Raw genomic sequence first — 19,615 nt, forward strand, 5'->3', positions numbered from 1 at the left:
TCATAATTCCTTTCTAAAAATAAAATATCTTGCAACAAAAAAAGCTACTAATATTACAAAAATATCGACTAGTATTTTCCATGTTACTGGTGACCAATGCTGTATATCTATCAATAAAAACAACAATAATGTAGATATTATCACATTAGTTAATGTTAATAATGCATAGTCAAATGCAGCTCTTTTTGTATTTTTATTTTTTTTCCAACTAAATGTATAGTAGCTATGCAATACGTACCCTGTTGATGCCCCAATACCTTTCGAAATAATATTCGCCATTGCAGCAGAAAACTCAAACCATTCAAAAAGTAAAAGGAATACACTGAAATCAAGTATAAAAACGCCCCCCCCTGAAATTAAATATCTAATTAAGTGTGCAATCTTATTTTGACTTTTCCCTAATACAGATTGAAAAAATAACGTAAAAATATTATTCATCTTTTACCGTAAGCTTCTGTAGTGGTATTTTAGGCTCATTACCAACATCATAATTTAAAAAGGCAAGTAACATTTGAAATCCGAGAATAATAGGTAAAGTAGCTATCATAACTGTTCCCGTACTAGCAACCTCATCATTTATAATGGAAAGTGACCACTCAATTGAGCCATATATTAATCCAAATAATGTAAATACTATTCCAAAAAACAACTCTACCGAAGCAATATTAAAATCCCTCATATAATATGAATAAATTATTCGACGTAAAGTAGCTTTAATATTTCCAATAAAAAATTGGAAAAATATATTTGATATTTTAAGGTTACTTTCTTCTTCCCCATATACCGCTTCCATAGGAACATCAACCACTAACGCCCTAACATCACCTAATTTAATTAACATGTCACTTTCAAAAAAATAACGTTCACTAATGTTTTTTAATTCAAGCTTTATTAAAGCTGCTTTATGAATAGCGATGTAACCATTAGTCGGATCAAAAACGCTCCAGTAACCACTAGAAAATTTGGTTAAAAATGATAGACTTGCATTACCAAAAATGAGAAGTTTTGGCATTTTACTCACACTATAAAAAGAATGGAATCTATTGCCTTTTGTGTAATCTGCTTGGCCAGAGACTATAGGAGCAATGATAGATGACATAATAGACGGATCCATTTGACCATCCCCATCAATCTTCACCAGAATTGTAGCGCCCAACTTCAGAGCAGTGTTATAACCAGACATAACAGCCCCGCCAACACCTTTATTTATTTCATGGAATACGACTGTTAAACGTTGGTCTGAACACTCCTTTACAATAAATTCACCTGAATTATCAGGACATTTATCATCAACCACAACAATAAAATCAACATCTGGTCCTATTTTTTTTATAACATCTAGCACAAAAGTTCTTACTTTATAGCAAGGTATTATTACTGCAACTTTATGAGACATAAGACTACTCCATTTTATTTACAATCCAATAAGGAGGGAAAAAGGTAAGGGAATAATTAACTTAATAAGTGTAGCTGATTACTTAGCGTTTATGAGAGAACATAACTTAGTGCCATAATTAGTCAACGAGATAACTGTCACGATAACCGATAATGCGGTTGTTGAAAGTTTTTTTGCCACGATTAAAAGGAGGATGATAAAAAGGAAAGTATACTCAACACGTAATGATTAGAAAGCAGAGATATTTAATTTTATAGAAATGTTTTACAATCCTAAAAAGCTTCACTCGCATACAGGTGGTGTTACAACTGCTAATGTTTAAGGAAGCGTATTTTTCTGAATTACAAACTGTCTAGTGAAATATGGCAAGTCCAATTTGAACAGAAAAATGGCGATAAAAGTTTTGCTCAATTTATTCAAGATGGGCCTATGGGCATACTTAAAAAAGCAAGTTCAACGCTTAGGCCGTAATACCAGTCCTACGCTTCGCAGATACTTTTATTTTAAGCAGCAATGTTGAAGCTTACTTAAGAGCACAATAAATTGTTGATGGTAGTTTACAAAGTGAAAGCGGCTATAGCTTAACGCAACTGAGCCGCTTGATTGCTTTTTCTTGTGGTGATAATTATGTGCAGCTTGATACAAAATCACTCTAAAGGTATTATAAAAACCAATAAAATCGCCATCTCTGAATGAATTTGACTCAATATGATTAAAGAACAAACAAATTTACTGCCAATAATAAAAATGCTCTGTAAATGACTAGCGAAGCCTTAAAACTCGGTCTATGATAAATAAATTATTAAATAAAGTATGCGGTATTTTTAATATGAATATGGATATCACCTCAATGTTAAGAACCATTGTATTTATCAGTCTTTCTTTTTTACTTATCAGTTGTTCACCGGATGAAGAAACACCTGTAACTAATTTATTACCTAACTTCTATGATCTAGAAATTAAATTCATTCAAGCAGAGCAAGACTTGGGCGTTATTAATATTCAGCCAAGTAATTTAGTCTGTAAAACAACATGTACCTCAAATATTGCCGCTGACACAGTGGTAGAACTAATAGCAACGCCTAAGGCTGGTGTTGTTTTTGTTGAATGGGGTGGTGATTGTACGGGCAGTACCGCATGTCAGGTAACAATGTCATCCGCACATAGTGTTACCGCTTCATTTGCTGCAGCGCCATCTACTTTTGCATTATCCCTACAAATAACTAGCGGTGGCTCAATTACATTGGCTGATAAGTTAGGCGAATGCTTTGCAGATTGCCAATTAAGTTTTGCCAATAAAGAGCTATTAACCCTTACCGCTACACCTGAGACTGGCTATACCTTCACAGGATGGAGTGGTGACTGTACAGGTGATACTACTTGCCAAGTGACAATGACAGCAGCACACTCGATAACAACAACATTTACTGAAATACCTCTTTATTCTCTAACGACATCAATTAGTATTGGTGGCTCAATCTCATTAAAAGATGGCTCTCTCACTTGTGCAGCAGAAACTGACTGTAGTTTTAACATAGTAGAAAATGAAGCCGTGGTAATTAAGCCTCTGCCTGCTGCAGGTTTTATTTTTACTGGCTGGAACGGAGACTGTACCGGAAGCTCATCCTGTGAATTAACAATGTCAGCGAAGCATAGTTTAACAGCAAATTTTATTAAAATTTCCACAGGTGAATTGCTCTCTTTGACAATATCAGCAGGTGGGTCAATTGTTTTAGCGGATAATTTAGGCGAATGCTTTGCAGATTGCCAATTAAGTTTTGCCAATAAAGAGCTATTAACCCTTACCGCTACACCTGAGACTGGCTATACCTTCACAGGATGGAGTGGTGACTGTACAGGTGATACTACTTGCCAAGTGACAATGACAGCAGCACACTCGATAACAACAACATTTACTGAAATACCTCTTTATTCTCTAACGACATCAATTAGTATTGGTGGCTCAATCTCATTAAAAGATGGCTCTCTCACTTGTGCAGCAGAAACTGACTGTAGTTTTAATATACTAGAGAGTGAAACTCTGACGGCTACAGCTACACCTGAGGCTGGCTATACGTTCACAGGATGGAGTGGTGACTGTACAGGTGATACTACTTGCCAAGTAACAATGTCGGCAGCCCGTTCAATAACAGCAACATTTATAGAAATCCCTACTGAAACGACTTTAAAAGTGATAGTCGATACTGGCGGCTCAATAACTCTTTCTGATAATTTAAGCGATTGCGAAATCGGTTGTGAATTAACATTCACTTTACAAGAGCTAATAACGCTTACTGCTACTGCTGAAGCGGGTTATGTATTTTATGGCTGGAGTGGTGATTGTGCTGGTGATGCAAACTGCTTAGTAAATATGTCCTCAAATCAAACAGTGAAAGCTATATTTAAACCAACATCACACAGCTGTATAGCCCAAGCTTCTTTGCCAGCAAACAGCTTTGATGCTGATGCAGAATTTGCTTATCATAACCCAGCCAATGATGGTTCAAAATATGAAACTCTCTTAACTGACTTTATTGTCAAAGAATCATCAGGAAAAGGTGCCACCAATTACCCTGTATCTATGGTCTTTCCAGTAGAACAAGGCCTATTCTTCCACCCTGGTGATTTCCACATCAAAAATAGTGCCGGTGAAGTTATTCCTGCACAGTTTAATGTTATCAATCGCTGGTGGGCAAAAGATCGTTCGCTTCGTCATATTCAAGCACACTTTAATGTAGATATTGAAGCCTATACTGTTGGGCAAGCTGACACTGGCATCCAAACATTTAACTTATATTCAGGCAATGGCAACATCAAACCTAACTATAGTGTTTGTACTACTGAAACTGATACAGAAATTCTGCTTGATAACGGCCTTGTTGATATAAAAATCACCAAAAGTCCTTTAACAATCACAACACCCGCAGGGCAATTAAAATCACTTTTTATAAAAGAAAATGGTGATAGTGATTACTCATTTGACCACGATAATATAAAAATTGAATTAGAAGAAATTGGCTACCTCCGCACTATAGTTAAAATATCTTCATTAACGAATTATGTTAGTCCAACCGATATAAAACATGGCTGGGCGATAAGACTTTATATGTATGCCAATACAGATAAAGTGAAGGTGGATTTTCAATTACAAAATTCTGCTATTAATACCGCATTATCTGCCCCTCTTTATTTTCAAAGTCACATTTTACGTATTGATAATGCCCAAGTTAGCACTAACCAATCAATAAAAGCTGATGTGATGCCATTAGCAGATATAGAAAACTTACCATTGGGCATTATTCATTCCGATAATTTGAATGTTATATTACGAAATTTTTGGCAAACATTCCCTAATGGTTTATCCACTCACACTGAGGGGAATATAAATATTGAGCTTTGGCCTGATTGGTCAAAGCAGTTTCTTAGTAGGCGTTTCTATGACCCCGATTATTGGTTAGGTTTCGTTGACCCAGAAATTTATTGGTTAGATGATATGAAGCAGACTTATAAAGAAATATTATTTGATTTTTCTGGTCAAAATAATGTCGATTACTTACAAAAAATTGCAAAAACATTTCAATACCCACCAGTTGCCGTGATTCCTCAGGCATATTATGCAAAAACCAAAGTTACCGTAGATTATGGTGGGATCTTTCCAAAATCAGCACTTCCTATAATTGGGTCAAGAGTTCCAACTTATAATGGAGAATATTACGATACAGAAAGCTATGGCGGTTATAGGTTTGGTATGGATAACTTCGGGTTAGACACACATAGAAAGTTACAAACAAACATGACTGGTGGTGTGCCATATACTAGACAACATTTTTTCGTTAGCGGTAGTCCCGTAGATTTCTATAATGCTCAAGATTTTGCTCAAGCGGAATTGAATATTCGACCACAATGGTTGTCTGGATATAAAGACGAGTTACACTTCAATATACTCACCCCCTCCACAAACCCCTATGGAGGAAACACTTGGCGAAGATTTTTAGGACACTCTGTACCTACAAGTACTCGTGATTATTTAACCGGAACGTACAGAACGGCAAACCCAAGAGATGACCAACATGCATGGTTCTATCATGTTGAACACGCCTATTTAATGTCTGGAAATAAGTGGATAAAAGATTGGTATGAGTTCATGGCTGAATTTAAAAAGATATATTTATCAGAAAAGGACCCATGGCCAGATAGAAGTCACAGAGCAGAAGGTGAAGCATTGGCAGTTGCTCTTGCAGCCTATAGATATACCGATAATCAAACTTTAAAACCGCTTATTGAGAACTATATTTCTGATGTGCATAATAAACATATAGAGCAACCACATTTTATTAAACCTGACTACGGTAAAATTGCAGCTTATCAGATGGGGTACTTATTAAGAGAGTTTATTGGTATATACAATGAATTCCCTGAAAACCCGAGTACGATAGAGACCATCAGAAATTACATACAATGGAATTATAAATACGGTCAATTTAGTTATTATAAATCTACAACTGACTATATTGTTTCCCCAAGCACTGCTCCAGCATCGCTAAGCTTGGTTGATTCAGTTATTTGGTTTGGCTTAAAGACTAAGGAGCAACAATACACTGATCACGCAATAGAATTTGTCGAGGTTGGCATAAATAATACTAAGCCCTACGGGAAATGGGATTCTTGGGTGGGGCAATTTGAAGCCCCTATGTATAGGTACTATAAACAAAATATTGAATAAGGTGTTGATAATATTTTACAGATACTAATACTAAAAATTCAGTGTTTGCAAAGTATCCGTTATTATTCCAACGTCTATTACATAATAAAATAACTAAGACGAGATATAAAATATAATAAACATATAAGGATTTATATGTTTATCAATAATAAGCAGCCTTAGCCTAGTTTTATTCGTTAAGCGCGACCATATTTGTCTTCAAAACGAACAATGTCATCTTCACCTAAATAGCTACCAGATTGTACTTCAATCATTTCTAAAGGCAGTATTCCCGGATTCTCTAAAGCATGCACTGCACCGACTGGAATATAAGCCGACTGATTCTCTGTTAATAACATTGTTTTTTCATCTATGGTAACTTTTGCAGTGCCCGAAACGATGATCCAATGTTCTGCTCGATGATGGTGCATTTGCACAGATAACTTAGCCCCAGGTTTTACGGTAATTCGTTTTACTTGAAAGCGATCACCCATATCAACACTATCGTACTTGCCCCAAGGGCGATAAACCTCACGATGTAATACCGCTTCACTACGTTTATCTGCTTTTAGCTGTGCAACTATTTGTTTCACTTCTTGCACTTGATCTTTATTGGCAACTAATATCGCATCAGGCGTATCAATAATCACTAAATTATCAACGCCAATTGTCGCAATTAATTTTTTTTGACTATGGATATAACTATTAGTCGTTTTCAAAGCGATAATATCGCCTTTTAAAACATTATTATTGTCATCTTGAGGACAAACTTCCCACAATGCTGAATATGAACCGACATCGCTCCAACCTGCGTCTAAGGGAACAACAACAGCATCGTCTGTTTTTTCCATCACAGCGTAATCGATAGACTCACTAGCACAGGCTAAAAAGGCGGCTTTATTTGGCCTTAAAAAGTCTAGATCATGTTCAACGTATGCCATTGCTTGTTGGCAATTATCTAATATATCACCACGATGCTTAGCTAGCTCTTCTAAATAGCGAGATGCTTTAAATAAAAACATACCGCTATTCCACAAATAATCACCTGAATCTAAATAGCGTTGCGCGGTATCGGTATCAGGTTTTTCAACGAACTGGTCAACTTGATAAAAACAATCATCTAGGCCCTTGCTTTTTTTTGTAGATAATTTCGAGCCTTGTTTTATATAACCATACCCGGTTTCAGCGTGTGTAGGAACGACACCAAAAGTAACAAGTTTTCCTTGCTGCGCAGCTGTTATAGCAACCTCAATGGCTTTATGGAACTTATCAACATCTTTTATGACATGATCAGCAGCTAATACTAAAAGTAGCGCATCACCATTATTTTTGATGGCATGTAATGCTGCAAGGGCAACTGCAGGAGCAGTATTTCGTCCTTCAGGTTCAAGTAATATCGTAGATTGCATTAAGTTAAGTTGCTTAACCTGTTCAGCAACTAAAAAACGGTGATCTTCATTACAAATAAATACCGGTGTATGATATTGCTCAGGCAATCGAGACAGAGTATTTTGCAACATACTGCTATCATCTACCAAAGGAAGAAATTGTTTAGGAAACTGAGCCCTAGATAGAGGCCAAAGACGTGTACCACTACCACCACACATGATTACAGGAGAGATTTCAAGCTTGCTCATTTACATTCCATTTGTTGAGTTAAAGATTGCCGAATAGAGATATGATAATTCATGGAAAGGTGTATTGGAACTATAGATTTAACTATAAAGTGAAATATAGGAAATTGGTGTAAATATCGTTACTATAACAGCCACAAAGATCATGACAGTGACCTACAAGTACTCTACCTGCGTTTTTAAAGACTGTTGTCACAACTTAGTGTAAATTTATGCTACTTTTCGTTGCTCTGAGTTTAAGGTGATCGGGCCTATTGCATCACAGTTCTGCACGTCCCCCGACCATCGTAACGGTTTCCACATTTTTGCTGCTGCCAACACATCTCTACGACTCGCTAATATCTCTCCATCTATACATTAATCCTGATCGGATAGTGTGACAAATTTTATGTTCACCGTTGTACCAATTAACAAAAGTATCGAACCATTTTCTTGCAATATCTAAGCTATCAAACTTAGCTGCATCTGATAAATTAGACATTTGAGATTATTTTCCTAGCAAAGCCTGACTCGATTTTCTTACCTGTTTGAGCCAATAATACAACATTTGATAATTGACGCATCTTCAAATGAAACTTCTCTCACCGATCTACTTTGTGAAAGTAATGCTTTACTTGAAATTTCCTGTTTTCGTTCAGCTGAATATCTAGGCACTTCTTACTCAATAACAGCCCCTTGTTTATAAAAAACTAAAGGGTGACAACAATCCTGCCACAGGGAGCTAATTTCGTGCTCTAAACAATCAATCAGCTGAAAGCAAAGGGCAAGGGGTAATCAACTGACAAAGTACCTTAGGAAAGTAAGGGTACTTAGGAAAACCAGCCCCATCTCTATTTTCAAAATAAAAATTACCTTGAAATTCATCCACAGCGTCTTTATTAATAATAATATTACCAGCAATAACACTATCAATATTATGCTCCCCTGTAGCGAGTAATACGTTCTGTTTAATTCTTTCTAGCAAAATAATATTATCTTGTAACCTTATAGAATTTACATCGTGTTTTATTCCCTCTAAACCGAAAGAAATTGCTTGACCATTCGCAGATAACGGGCCCTGATGTAAAAGTGAGTAGTTAATGTTGAGCACACCACCATTAGAAATATCTAACAAGCGGCTATCATTAGATGACATAGAGGTTATTAAGCTATGAGTAATATAAGTTTCAGCCCCCCTATTTTTAATCGTATGCCCTTCATCTTTTGAAGCAATAAAGAGACTGTTTTCAATATATAAATTGGCTTTATTACTATATATTGCATGTGCCCTGCCATTTTTGCCTAACAACTCAAACCTGCTATCTCTGATATAAATATTGCCCTGTTCTTTAGCAGACTCTAAAATACCATTTTCACTATGATGAAAGTACACATGCTCCAGTGTTAGCCCTAAACCTTCCTGTCGAACGCAAGCTCCATTTTTATCAGCAACACTAATATAACGACATTCAATATTTTTTATCGTTAAATTACGCCCTTTATTAACGATAAAAGCTTTTCCATTGTAAGCTGATTTTTCAAAGACAACATGACCCACCCCTGTGATGGTAATATCATTTTTATCTATCAAAAAAGGGGTATCAAAAACACCACTATAAAACTGAAGTTCATCACCATCTTTTAAATTTTCAAGCGCTTGATTCAAATTTATAAAATCGATACCGTTAACAGCCACTTGTTTACTTTTAACACTTGAGCTTTTTATTGATTGCCAAGGTATAAAGACCATATCAATTTGCTGCTCAACTGTTTTCTCAGCAGCCACTAAATGAGAATATTCATAGTCCGCAATTTTGTTATAGTAATAGTTAATTGATAGGGAATAAATTTTAAGAAGTAACTGAGGTTGCCATAGAAACACCGTAACTAACAATAAGTGAAAGCACAAACCACTGTATACAAAATAATTAAAAAACTTACTTTTCATCGACATCACTATATTTAAATTGGCGGTTAGGATTGGTTAAATTTACTTTATCGAGACAAAATTTTTCATCAAAAAATGCCCCTAAATAATTTGCATCAACCATATACCCACAAAAGTCGACATGTTTATTACTGCTTTCATAGCTTATTAACTCTTTAAATTTATCAATCCAAATGAAATTTCCATTTGTAGGGGCTTGAAAAATTTCATTTAAAGGTTCTGCTGCGGTTAGCCAAGTTCTAGACATCACCAAATTATTAGTCATATAGAATTCACCATTATCACGCCCTAATACTCTTCCTGACAAAATATTTTGATTGAATACAACTGAGCTCTCTTTAAACCGAACATCAATACCAACCGTGTTATACAAAATATTATGACTAATAAGTGTGTTTTTTCCTTTATTGATATAAATACCCACATCATTAGCGCAATGCATAATGATATTATTACGAATAATACCATTCGCATGTTCAAAAGCATTGTTATCTCTGTGCCACTTATCAGGTGAACCTCCGCCGCCAAGAGACAAACCAATAGCAACTGAATCAGATTTTAAGTTGGCATTACACATAACCAAGTTGCGAGAAAACTCACCATTAATGCTTCCCCCTTTAAAGAATGCACCGTAACTTACTTTATTCCCCCCAGCTTTAATAAAGTCAAAAATAAAATTCGATGAAACTTGCCAATTATTAGCATGCATTAGATCAATTGGCGTAACAGGGTTAGCTGTTTCTCTGGCCGATGTATTATAAAAAGTATTACCCAGTACTTTACCATTATCAGGATAATCGCCGTTTAAACCATTAACTTTTATCGCTGCATTAAAATCTTGAAAAATGTTATTTTTAAAAACAACATTAGATCCTTTACCTACAACATGAAAAGCATGCTCGCAACTGGAGTGGTTAGTGTGACAATTGCCAATTAAGTAAAGATTCTCAAATTGCCAATAAGGTTGATCAACAACAAAACCCTCGCCTTTCAACTTAATGACCACCTCTCCTAATTTTTTAGCAATAATACGGATAGGAAAAGAAGGGATTCCCGCTTCATAAATATTAACCTTATATTTTTTAATTTCATATATACCAGGTTGTAATTCAATAACTTGCCCTGGTTTTACACTCTTTAAAGCATTTATTAGTTGTGAAACAGAACTAACACTTATTTTGTTTTGTACTAGTCTTGATGAAATTTTAGTTGCATTTGCCCCAACACCTTGCCATTTGAGAGGATCAATTTTAAAACCATATTCAATATTTTGTTGCCATGATGAAATTTCAGATAGGGTTGGACTGATAAATTGTGCTATTGATGGATAATTATTATTTATATTTTGTTTTGTTTTTTCTGCAAAAATAGGAAGAGGTATTTCGCTTGAAACAAAGAATTTAAGCCCTAGAACCACCATGAAAAGAGCTATAAAATGAAAAATGACTCCCACACTGAATAAGTACATATTGACCATAAAAACAAAATCACCATTATTAAAGTTGTAGAAAACGACTATATCGAAAATTTAATTTATGTGCTTGTACCAAATAGCCTACAAACGTCTTCATTTTATATACTCTATTTCAATAACTATCACCCGGTATCAAAGTATGTAAAATTAGCTGCAGGGTATTTTTTTTGCAAAGCAGGTATAAGACAAATAGTTATATCATCACACGAAAATCTTATACACTTTTAATACTTATTAGCCATTTTACACCTCACGTCTTACCAATTCCAAATACAATGATGAATGTTGCTTTGTTATTTCGTTAATATTCAATGAAGTATTAGAGAACTTCAGATTTTCCGCTCCCTTACATCTTGAAGCCAAGGAAAATCCTTGATTAATGGCATTACTTACAATTTCAGGTTCTAAAGGGTTAAACGTAGGATTACCGGTTTCCTGTAATAACTCTTTCATGTTACCTATCTCAGGACCTACTACAACTAAACCATATGAAAAACCTAAAGAAATCACGCCTGAATTTAATCCCACTAGGCGAGGAATAAAAAGAATATCCGCTGCACACAAGTATTGATCAATGGAGCTAGGCTCTACCTCACCTACATGTAATACATATTTTTTAATTTTGGTCATGTAAAAATTATAAAGTTTAAAAAACACTTTACTTATAAGGTTATTAGAGCTATTAAACCCGCGCCAATTTGCAATTAATAAGGTTTTATTATTAATATTACAAGCTTTAAAAGATTCTATGATTAGCTTTTCCTCATCAAAATTTCGAATAGAACCAAAGACCAACATGACCTTTCTATTTTCATCTATATTTAAAGACTTCCTCGCCTGTTGTTTATTCATATCCTTATTTTCACGACAATATGATTGGAGAAAAGTGATCCTATGGAGAGGGGTTAAATCTGGGTAATTTTTATGAAAAAGAGAAAGACTATGCGAACCTAAATGGATTACTGCATTTGCAAAAGAATATACAATAGAATATAACTGCTCATTTAATGAGTTAGTAGAATTATGAGGACGTTCATTATGCATGGTCACCACTATTTTTGCATGGTTTGACCAATGCTCTAATACAGTATTCAATCTATCTAAAGTTCTTTGACTTAATTCCTTCCAATAATTTAATTCTTCAGGCCAATGAATATGTACTATGTCATACTCCCTCATGCATAACCAAAAATTGTCAACACCAAAAGTAACATCATGATAATTACTTAAAGATTTCGCAAGGTCTTTATTATAACTATTTGGCATGATTGATGTTGCAAACAAAATTGATAATCGCTGCATCGCTATAACTCCATTTTTATAAAATTGAAAACACTGTTTCTTCGTGGGATAATGCCTAGACTTCTTCTAGTCATTTATAACATGAATTGTTTTTATTGAATATTAATGTTTAAAAACTTACTGGTAATATCAACAGAATATCCTCCTAAGTTAGGGCCTGGGGCTTGTCGTAATTTCTTTTTATGTAAGGATTTTACTGATAATGGTTGGAATGTTGATGTACTCACAGTCAAAGAAAACTCACTATCTAGTGTTGACTATTCGTTTAATTATTTTAACAGTAATGCAAAAGTTCATCGTACGGCAGCAAGAGATTCCACCAAAATATTTTCAATCCTTGGTAAATATCCTAAATTTGTAGAAATACCTGACAGGTGGCTTTCATGGTTATTTACTGCCATTCCAAAAGGGTTGCGTTTAATAAAAAAATCGCGCCCTGATATCATCTATGTAAGCTACCCTAATTATACCAGTTTATTAGTAGCTATTTGCCTACATAAACTGACTAAGATTAAACTAGTCTTAGAGTTGAGAGATCCATTTAGATATAGGTATGATGGACAGAATGTTCCTTACCATTACTTATATCGTTGGATTGAAAAAAAAGCAATTCAGTCTGCCTCCTATGTAATAACTACAACGGAAGAATGCTTAATGTTATATAAGCAGTGCTTCCCTGAATTACACAATAAAAAAACAGCTTGTTTCAAAAATGGTTTTATAATAGATGCTCACACACTAGCTAGATCACAACTCCCCAAAACAAGAAATAAAAAATTTACTTTATTGCACTCTGGGAGTTTATACGTCATAGGGAGGAATCCCTTACCTTTATTAGAAGCAATCCAACTTCTTAAAAGTGATGGCACGATAACCAATCAAAGTTTTGAACTAATATTTAGAGGTTGTTCACCATGGAGTACATTAACGCAGACAATTAACCAAATGGGGCTGGAAAGCTTAATTACTTTCAAGGAGTCCATTGATTATATAGAATCTATAGGTGAAATATATCAATGTGATCTGGCGATCATAATTCAAGAAGAAATATTTAATAATCAAATACCCAGCAAATTATACGATATAATAAAAACTAAGAAGCCAATATTAGCCCTTTCTCCAAGTTCTAGTGCCCTATCAAAAGAGCTTATTAAATTTGATAGGCAAGAAGGGGTTCAATCACCACAGGAAATTGCTCTGCTAATTACTACTCAAATGCTCAATGAACCTAAAATGAAAGACCAAAACTTAACACACTCAGATCGCAGTATAATCAACATGAACCTAGCCAATTTTCTAAGGGATTTATAGCTATGTCAAATAACAATGCCCTGCATAGCTCTGCACTTATGATTTCCGCTAGTTGGCTAGCTAAAGGGTTAGGTTTAATAAGCACTGTAATCTTAGCGCGCCTATTAACACCAAGTGATTTTGGGTTAGTTGCAATAACAATGCTAATAATTTACTTCTTTAACATTTTTACTGAAACTGGTTTTAAACAATATTTACTCAGTTTAGAACAAATATCAAATGAAGAATTAAATACAGCTTGGACACTTAATGTTCTATCCAAAATTTTTCTTGCAATTGGCGTTGTAATATTTTCAAAATCTATTGCGGGATTTTTTGATAAACCGGATCTCTATACCACTATTATAGTGGTAGCATTAGTTCCTCTAATAAATAGCATTGAAAGCCCTGCTATCTATCTAAAGAAACGAAATTTTTCTTATGGCGGTATTTTTAAGTTGACACTTTTTTCACGCTTTCTCAGTTTTTTCTTTACTCTGGCATTAGCCTATCAATTAAAAAGTCACTGGGCCTTAATCGGCGGAACTATATTGTATTTTTCATCGATGAGTATAGGAAGCTTTATTATTGCACCTTACAAACCCTCTTTTACCCTTATTAATATTAAAGCCCAATGGAATTATTCTAAATGGATTTTTTTTAGAGGTTTTGTAGGGTACGCAAGAGCAAAAGCAGATACTTTCATTTTAGCGAAGGCTTTTACATCAACAGAACTAGGCTTATTTACGGTTGCTAAAGAATTTTCAATGTTAATATATGAACAAATCGCTTCTCCTTTAGGGGAAATAATTATGACCAGCGTGCAAAAGGCAAAAAGCAGCTCCGAAACAGTAGAATCAGTTATTGAGAAATATTTCTCTTTGCTTACATCAATAATGCTTCCTGCAGCTATAGGACTATCTTTGTTGTCTGAATACGTTGTCATTAATATATTAGGTGAGCAATGGCACTTTGCTAGCCCAATATTATCTGTGCTAGTTTATTTAGGTCTATTTAGTGGGCTGGTAATAATATTTCAAGCGTCTCTTAGTGCTTTAAACCACACAAAAACAATATTCAAAGTCGACCTTATTACTTCTGTTGTGCTGGTTTTAACCTTACTATATTTTTCAAATAAAGACTTGGTCACTTTTGCACTTATTCGCTCTTTACTTGGAATTATAGTACTAGTGGGTTATCTCATAATTATCAAAAGCGTAACTAAACTGAGTCTGCTTAGATTGGGCACGTCAATTACACCTAGCTTATTTGCCTCGTTTTGTATGTATATTATACTACTACAAGCGATAGAACTATTACCCGATAAAAATATCTCTAGCTTAATCATACTGATATTTGTGGGTATAATAGCTTACTCAATAATATTTATTTCATTTATAAAGCTTACGCCATATAAATTTAAATCGACAATATACTTAGAAAACATAATTAATAATTTAATTAACAAGATTGCACACTAGGACATTATGAATACTATTAAGATAATCTATTCTTCATTGTTTGATACGGCAATTTCTTACTGTCTTTGGCTAAAGCTTAAAACAATTATACTGCTTTCTTCTCATGATTTGGATAAAGGAGATTGTGTACTTTTATTTTCTAATTTTCCCCCTGAAAAAGGTGGTGGTATATTTAGGCCACATTCATGGGTGAAATATATACCCGATGATGGTTTACAGATTAAAGTAATAACACTCAAAGCAACAGCAAAAAACACATCAAGTGTCAATGAAAATATGTTAAAAGAATTACCAAAAAATTCTTCCGTTACTTATGTTTATTCAGATATTTCCCCCTCTTACAAGTTGTTCCCAAAATCATCTGGCTCCTTTATTAAAGCAATATTAATGGCACTCAAAGCTATATATTTATACAAAAAGACACCACCAAAAAAAATTATAGCTAGCGGCCCAGAGTTTAGTTATTTCATAGCCGCATATTATACCTCATTATATTTTGACGCCCCTTTAATTATTGATTATAGAGACGAATGGACCTTATGCCCTTTTGATTTTGTATCAAAGGAACCGGGAGATTCAAAATGGGAAACAGTAATTCAAAAACATGCAAATAAAATTATTTTTACCACACGCAGTCAGTTGATTTCGAATGGCGAGCACTTCGGTAAAGTTTCTTTCGGGAAATCTATTGTAATACCCAATGGATGGGATGATTCAGATTTAAACAAAACTAAGTTAAAATTAAAAACTCAAAAAGAGCATCTAAACCTATGCTTTTTTGGTAATTTTGCAGAACACTCTGTGCCTCAAGCTTTCCTAGAAGTTCTAACTGAAATTAATAAAGATACTAAAATTATTTTATCAATAATTGGTTCAATTTCAGAGTGTATGAAAAAGACTATAGCGAATTATGAGCATAATCTCACTATCAACATTTATTCCCAAATACCAATTAATGAAGTGTTAGACGCAATGAATTTGGAAAGTGTTGATGCGTTGATTTTAATCTCTAATAAAGAACTATCCAATTACTTACCTGGTAAAATATTTTATTATTTAGCTAGTAAAAAACCAATATTACTTTTGGGTGTAGAAGGTGAAAGTCAATACCTTGTAGAAACTTTAAAAGCTGGAATACTTTGTCCTTTGCATAATAAAACCACAGTAAAAAAAGCTTTAAGTAACATTGCTAGCAGCAGAATACCCATTAATGATGATGAAAGACAAGATTGGGCAAGACTTCACACAAGAAGGCAATTAGCTAAAAATCTCTACCAGCTCCTAAAATAGTAGTCGTTTAAAAATGGGGGATCCCCAGAAGTACACTTGCGGTGTTTTCAAGGTAGTTGTCGCCTAAATGTAAGCGTATAGCTAACGACACCTGCCTCTAGCACTTGATCTCATCTACATTATCTCCTCATTTAATATAGGAGATAAGCATGAGAATTTCACGTAGCCAAGAACAATGGCAAACCATCATTGAAGATCAACAAACCAGCGGCTTAACCATTATTGATTATTGCCAACAACAGCAATTATCAACGTCGAGCTTTTGATCTTCCCCCGATAAAACGGACACATTTTTTTTCACGCTGCTATTGCTTCATATTCTATCGGTGAGCAATAATTTATACCTGAATGCATCCTTGTCGCATTGTAGTATTTGTTAATATAATTGCCAAGTGTTCCTCGTAACTGTGCATCAGTTTTAAAAACATTACCACGAATAGCTTCCGTTTTCATTGAATGGAAAAATGACTCCATATGAGCATTGTCCGTACACTTTCCTGCTCGACTCAAACTATGCACTATCCCATTTCGTTTCAATGCTTTTTGATAAACTTGTCCGCGATACTCAACGCCTCTATCGGTATGTAGCATTAAATCACCTTGTGGCTTTCTCTTTTTAACGGCATTGAGTAACGTCCGCTTCGTTACTTGTGCTGTTCTATTTTTATCTAAACTCCAACTAATAACACGTCGAGAATACAAATCCATTATCACGGATAAATAACGCATACACCTTTTACCTTTAAATAAGTAACGTCGGCAACCCACACTTTATTGACTGCGGTAGGCACATCACCATCAGGGCGTAAATTGTCACCTGTCACGAGGAAACGTTTATAAGCGGCCGAACGAGTCGTCACGAGCATCACTCTAGCAACCAGGCCAAGTCCACGGTACAAACGTTCTACACGTTTTTTACCTATCTTGTAGCCTTGCTTTTGTAAGGCCTTAAAAATGCGGGGACTACCATATCGCCCTTTGTTCTCAGTGAATATTCGTTGAATTTTAACCTTCAGTTCATCATCTTCAATTAAACGATCGCTAGGCTGACGATTTCTCCAATCGTAATACCCACTTTTGGATACACCAAGCAGATGAATTAATGCTTTAACACTTACTTCTGCTCTGAGTTTTTCGATGAATCGATATCTTGCTGATGTTCCTCGGCAAGATACCGTTGCCACTTTTTTAGCACGTACAACTCCTCCTTAAGCTGTTTATTTTCACGCTCAAGTTTTTGTTCGTTGGTCAGTTGTTTTTTTGCTTTCGATTGCCCAGCTACTTTTTTACGTTTATCCGCCACAATAATTCCTTCGCGATATTCTTTTCGCCATCGTGACAGCATGAACGGGTGAATGTCGAGCTTTAGTGCGACAGATTTTATTGTGACGCCAACAACGAAACTAAGTTGAACAGCGGTGACTTTGAAGTCGTTTGAATACTTCCAAGTTCGTCTTGGATTGTTGTACTTTGGCATTGAACACCTCATCTTTAGTTAGATTTTGGTGTCCGTTAAAGCGGGGGAAGATCATTTCCCCCTGTGTCAGGGTTGTTATCGCCTCAATTAAGTTTATAAATACACAGGGTGCGGTAAGTTTAAGTTAGTGGATTATCAAAGGTATTCAAGCCAGTTTAAAGAAGCAATATTAAATAAGCTAAGTCAAAGTGGTTTGTCGGTCAGAAAGTTTGCTGAGCAAGAAGGCATTAATCTTTCAACAATGTATAGTTGGCAAAAGCAATTCAATGTCTCAGGTTTTAGTGTGTCAAAAGTTAGTTCGTCAGATAAGTGGTCAAGCGAAGAGAAGTTTGCTGTTGTGATCGAAACCTCCACATTATCGGAGGTTGATTTAAGTGAATATTGTCGAACCAAAGGTTTGTATCCTGAGCAAATTAAAGTCTGGAAACAAGCTTTCATCGCAGGGAGTACTGCTAAGTCGACAAAAAGAACAAAGAGTACAAAGAGTACACCAGAGCAAAAAGCAGATAAAAAACGTATTAAATAATTAGAGCGTGAGCTGCACCGAAAAGACAAGGCCTTAGCAGAAACTGCTGCATTGCTCGTATTAGGAAAAAAGTTCGATGCCTATTGGAAGGAAAAAGAGGCTCTGTTGTAGAACACTGTTGTCACCCATAGGCAGCGATTAATATTTCCTGTTTATTAAGCTTTGCATTACTTTCCCTAAACCAAGCAAGGTAATTCGATAAATACTTTGTGGCTACTCCTTTCATTTTCCCGTTAACCCAACCCTTAAAGTGGGCTATTGCACCGTTCACGGTCTGGATATGGTAAACCTTATCTATGACTCTCTCCTTACCATTTATTAGTCGCTTATGGTCACAATTTTTTTGCTTGGCTATCGTCACATATGACCATGAGCCATCACTGCATAATACCGAGTTCTCAGTAATGTTAGGAGCTAAATTAGCGGCTATTTCTGCCGTTGTATCAGCCGATAATATCGGATTAATCATATGGTTACTGCGATCAATAGATAAAAGTACTGTGACCTGTCCTTCTCTAGTTCTTTTATCAATATTACCACCCCGTTTTCTGGGTTTAGTTTGCTTTGTTAATGTGTTCGAGCCTTTTTCTGAGTAGGCAAGGAAAAACTCATCAACTTCAATAATGCCAGATAATTTATCGTGATTTTTTCCTGATTGAGCACTCAAAAAACGGTGACGCCATAGAAAGGCTGTTCTAAGGTTAATATGACAAATATTAGCGGCTTCTCTTAAGGTTAATTTCAGCACCATACAACGTGCATATTCTTCCCATAAATAACTTTTACGTAGTTTCGCCAGTGGTGTACTCGTCTTATTATTAAAGGTTTTTAAGCAACCTTTACAACGATACCTTTGTATTGAACCAGACTTCCCCCATTTTTTTAAATGGATAGAATGGCAGTGTGGGCATTGAGATAGCGCATCGAAAAGTGGCTGAATTAACTCATCCGTACTAATTTCAGTGTCTAATGCTTGAATTGACTGGTGAACTACCTCTCTTTGCGCCGGTGTCATAGAGAAAAGTGCTTTCGTGATTAGATTAAGCTTACTTACAAATGATTTAGTCTTCATTGCTAGTACCTTCAATCAGTTAAGTCTTATTTATAAGTATAGAC

General features: G+C 35.1%; 12 protein-coding genes and 2 pseudogenes. 6 read left to right on the forward strand and 8 right to left on the reverse strand.

Going from position 1 to position 19,615, the window contains the following annotated elements:
* Together CMT41_RS18055 and CMT41_RS18060 are read right to left on the reverse strand one after the other, a co-directional pair.
* On the reverse strand, positions 1–438 hold the full coding sequence (locus tag CMT41_RS18055; RefSeq protein ID WP_058028056.1) for a GtrA family protein: 438 nt from the start codon (positions 436–438) through the stop codon (positions 1–3).
* Positions 431–1,396, reverse strand: coding sequence for a glycosyltransferase family 2 protein (locus CMT41_RS18060; RefSeq protein WP_058028057.1), 966 nt, complete (start codon positions 1,394–1,396; stop codon positions 431–433). Before CMT41_RS18060 ends, CMT41_RS18055 begins: the two co-directional genes overlap by 8 nt.
* A 787-nt stretch (positions 1,397–2,183) precedes the next feature.
* Here CMT41_RS18060 and CMT41_RS18070 point away from each other — a divergent pair.
* A complete protein-coding gene (locus CMT41_RS18070; protein ID WP_058028059.1) occupies positions 2,184–6,119 on the forward strand; it encodes an InlB B-repeat-containing protein in 3,936 nt (1,311 codons plus the stop codon).
* A gap of 176 nt (positions 6,120–6,295) precedes the next feature.
* Here CMT41_RS18070 and CMT41_RS18075 read toward each other — a convergent pair whose 3' ends face one another.
* The 4 genes from CMT41_RS18075 to CMT41_RS18090 all read right to left on the reverse strand — a co-directional run bounded on the left by CMT41_RS18075 (position 6,296) and on the right by CMT41_RS18090 (position 12,435).
* The gene (locus CMT41_RS18075; RefSeq protein WP_058028060.1) at positions 6,296–7,735 is read right to left on the reverse strand and encodes a mannose-1-phosphate guanylyltransferase/mannose-6-phosphate isomerase; all 1,440 of its coding nucleotides are present in this window, start codon (positions 7,733–7,735) and stop codon (positions 6,296–6,298) included.
* Between the two features lie 739 nt (positions 7,736–8,474).
* Positions 8,475–9,659 carry a hypothetical protein gene (locus CMT41_RS18080; RefSeq protein WP_058028061.1) on the reverse strand — a complete coding sequence of 395 codons (1,185 nt, stop codon included), beginning with the start codon at positions 9,657–9,659 and terminating at the stop codon, positions 8,475–8,477.
* The gene (locus CMT41_RS18085; RefSeq protein ID WP_157466398.1) at positions 9,649–11,136 is read right to left on the reverse strand and encodes a hypothetical protein; all 1,488 of its coding nucleotides are present in this window, start codon (positions 11,134–11,136) and stop codon (positions 9,649–9,651) included. The genes CMT41_RS18080 and CMT41_RS18085 overlap by 11 nt, the downstream gene beginning before the upstream one ends.
* A gap of 240 nt (positions 11,137–11,376) precedes the next feature.
* Positions 11,377–12,435 (reverse strand): glycosyltransferase, encoded by a 1,059-nt coding sequence (locus CMT41_RS18090; RefSeq protein ID WP_058028063.1) that lies wholly within the window; start codon positions 12,433–12,435, stop codon positions 11,377–11,379.
* A 105-nt stretch (positions 12,436–12,540) separates the two neighbouring features.
* Between CMT41_RS18090 and CMT41_RS18095 the strand changes: the two genes are divergently transcribed.
* The 4 genes from CMT41_RS18095 to tnpA (CMT41_RS19955) all read left to right on the forward strand — a co-directional run bounded on the left by CMT41_RS18095 (position 12,541) and on the right by tnpA (CMT41_RS19955) (position 16,762).
* The gene (locus tag CMT41_RS18095) at positions 12,541–13,746 is read left to right on the forward strand and encodes a glycosyltransferase (RefSeq protein ID WP_058028064.1); all 1,206 of its coding nucleotides are present in this window, start codon (positions 12,541–12,543) and stop codon (positions 13,744–13,746) included.
* Positions 13,747–13,748: 2 nt separating this feature from the next.
* Entirely contained in the window at positions 13,749–15,206 is a 1,458-nt protein-coding gene (locus CMT41_RS18100) for an oligosaccharide flippase family protein (RefSeq protein ID WP_058028065.1), read from the forward strand.
* 6 nt (positions 15,207–15,212) lie between these two features.
* Positions 15,213–16,496 (forward strand): hypothetical protein, encoded by a 1,284-nt coding sequence (locus CMT41_RS18105; RefSeq protein ID WP_058028066.1) that lies wholly within the window; start codon positions 15,213–15,215, stop codon positions 16,494–16,496.
* Between the two features lie 149 nt (positions 16,497–16,645).
* The gene (gene tnpA / locus CMT41_RS19955) at positions 16,646–16,762 is read left to right on the forward strand and encodes an IS66 family insertion sequence element accessory protein TnpA (protein ID WP_442855055.1); all 117 of its coding nucleotides are present in this window, start codon (positions 16,646–16,648) and stop codon (positions 16,760–16,762) included.
* A gap of 31 nt (positions 16,763–16,793) precedes the next feature.
* Here tnpA (CMT41_RS19955) and CMT41_RS18110 read toward each other — a convergent pair.
* Positions 16,794–17,973 (reverse strand): annotated as a pseudogene (locus CMT41_RS18110) (IS3 family transposase).
* A 127-nt stretch (positions 17,974–18,100) separates the two neighbouring features.
* Here CMT41_RS18110 and tnpA (CMT41_RS18120) point away from each other — a divergent pair.
* Positions 18,101–18,609, forward strand: a pseudogene (tnpA, locus tag CMT41_RS18120) (IS66 family insertion sequence element accessory protein TnpA); the annotation flags it as partial.
* Between the two features lie 11 nt (positions 18,610–18,620).
* On the opposite strand, the gene CMT41_RS18125 reads toward tnpA (CMT41_RS18120), so the two are convergent.
* Positions 18,621–19,571, reverse strand: coding sequence for an IS1595 family transposase (locus CMT41_RS18125; protein ID WP_057183692.1), 951 nt, complete (start codon positions 19,569–19,571; stop codon positions 18,621–18,623).
* Positions 19,572–19,615 lie beyond the last annotated feature (44 nt).

The sequence above is a fragment of the Colwellia sp. MT41 genome (assembly GCF_001444365.1).
GTDB classification, from domain to species: domain Bacteria; phylum Pseudomonadota; class Gammaproteobacteria; order Enterobacterales; family Alteromonadaceae; genus Colwellia; species Colwellia marinimaniae.

Bases quoted from the DNA above. Each gene is read 5' to 3' on its own strand.
- CMT41_RS18055 (WP_058028056.1), bottom strand. From the start codon at position 438: ATGAATAATATTTTTACGTTATTTTTTCAATCTGTATTAGGGAAAAGT.
- CMT41_RS18095 (WP_058028064.1), top strand. From the start codon at position 12,541: ATGTTTAAAAACTTACTGGTAATATCAACAGAATATCCTCCTAAGTTA.
- CMT41_RS18080 (WP_058028061.1), bottom strand. From the start codon at position 9,659: ATGAAAAGTAAGTTTTTTAATTATTTTGTATACAGTGGTTTGTGCTTT.
- CMT41_RS18100 (WP_058028065.1), top strand. From the start codon at position 13,749: ATGTCAAATAACAATGCCCTGCATAGCTCTGCACTTATGATTTCCGCT.
- CMT41_RS18070 (WP_058028059.1), top strand. From the start codon at position 2,184: ATGATAAATAAATTATTAAATAAAGTATGCGGTATTTTTAATATGAAT.
- CMT41_RS18090 (WP_058028063.1), bottom strand. From the start codon at position 12,435: ATGCAGCGATTATCAATTTTGTTTGCAACATCAATCATGCCAAATAGT.
- tnpA (WP_442855055.1), top strand. From the start codon at position 16,646: ATGAGAATTTCACGTAGCCAAGAACAATGGCAAACCATCATTGAAGAT.
- CMT41_RS18060 (WP_058028057.1), bottom strand. From the start codon at position 1,396: ATGTCTCATAAAGTTGCAGTAATAATACCTTGCTATAAAGTAAGAACT.
- CMT41_RS18105 (WP_058028066.1), top strand. From the start codon at position 15,213: ATGAATACTATTAAGATAATCTATTCTTCATTGTTTGATACGGCAATT.
- CMT41_RS18075 (WP_058028060.1), bottom strand. From the start codon at position 7,735: ATGAGCAAGCTTGAAATCTCTCCTGTAATCATGTGTGGTGGTAGTGGT.
- CMT41_RS18085 (WP_157466398.1), bottom strand. From the start codon at position 11,136: ATGGTCAATATGTACTTATTCAGTGTGGGAGTCATTTTTCATTTTATA.
- CMT41_RS18125 (WP_057183692.1), bottom strand. From the start codon at position 19,571: ATGAAGACTAAATCATTTGTAAGTAAGCTTAATCTAATCACGAAAGCA.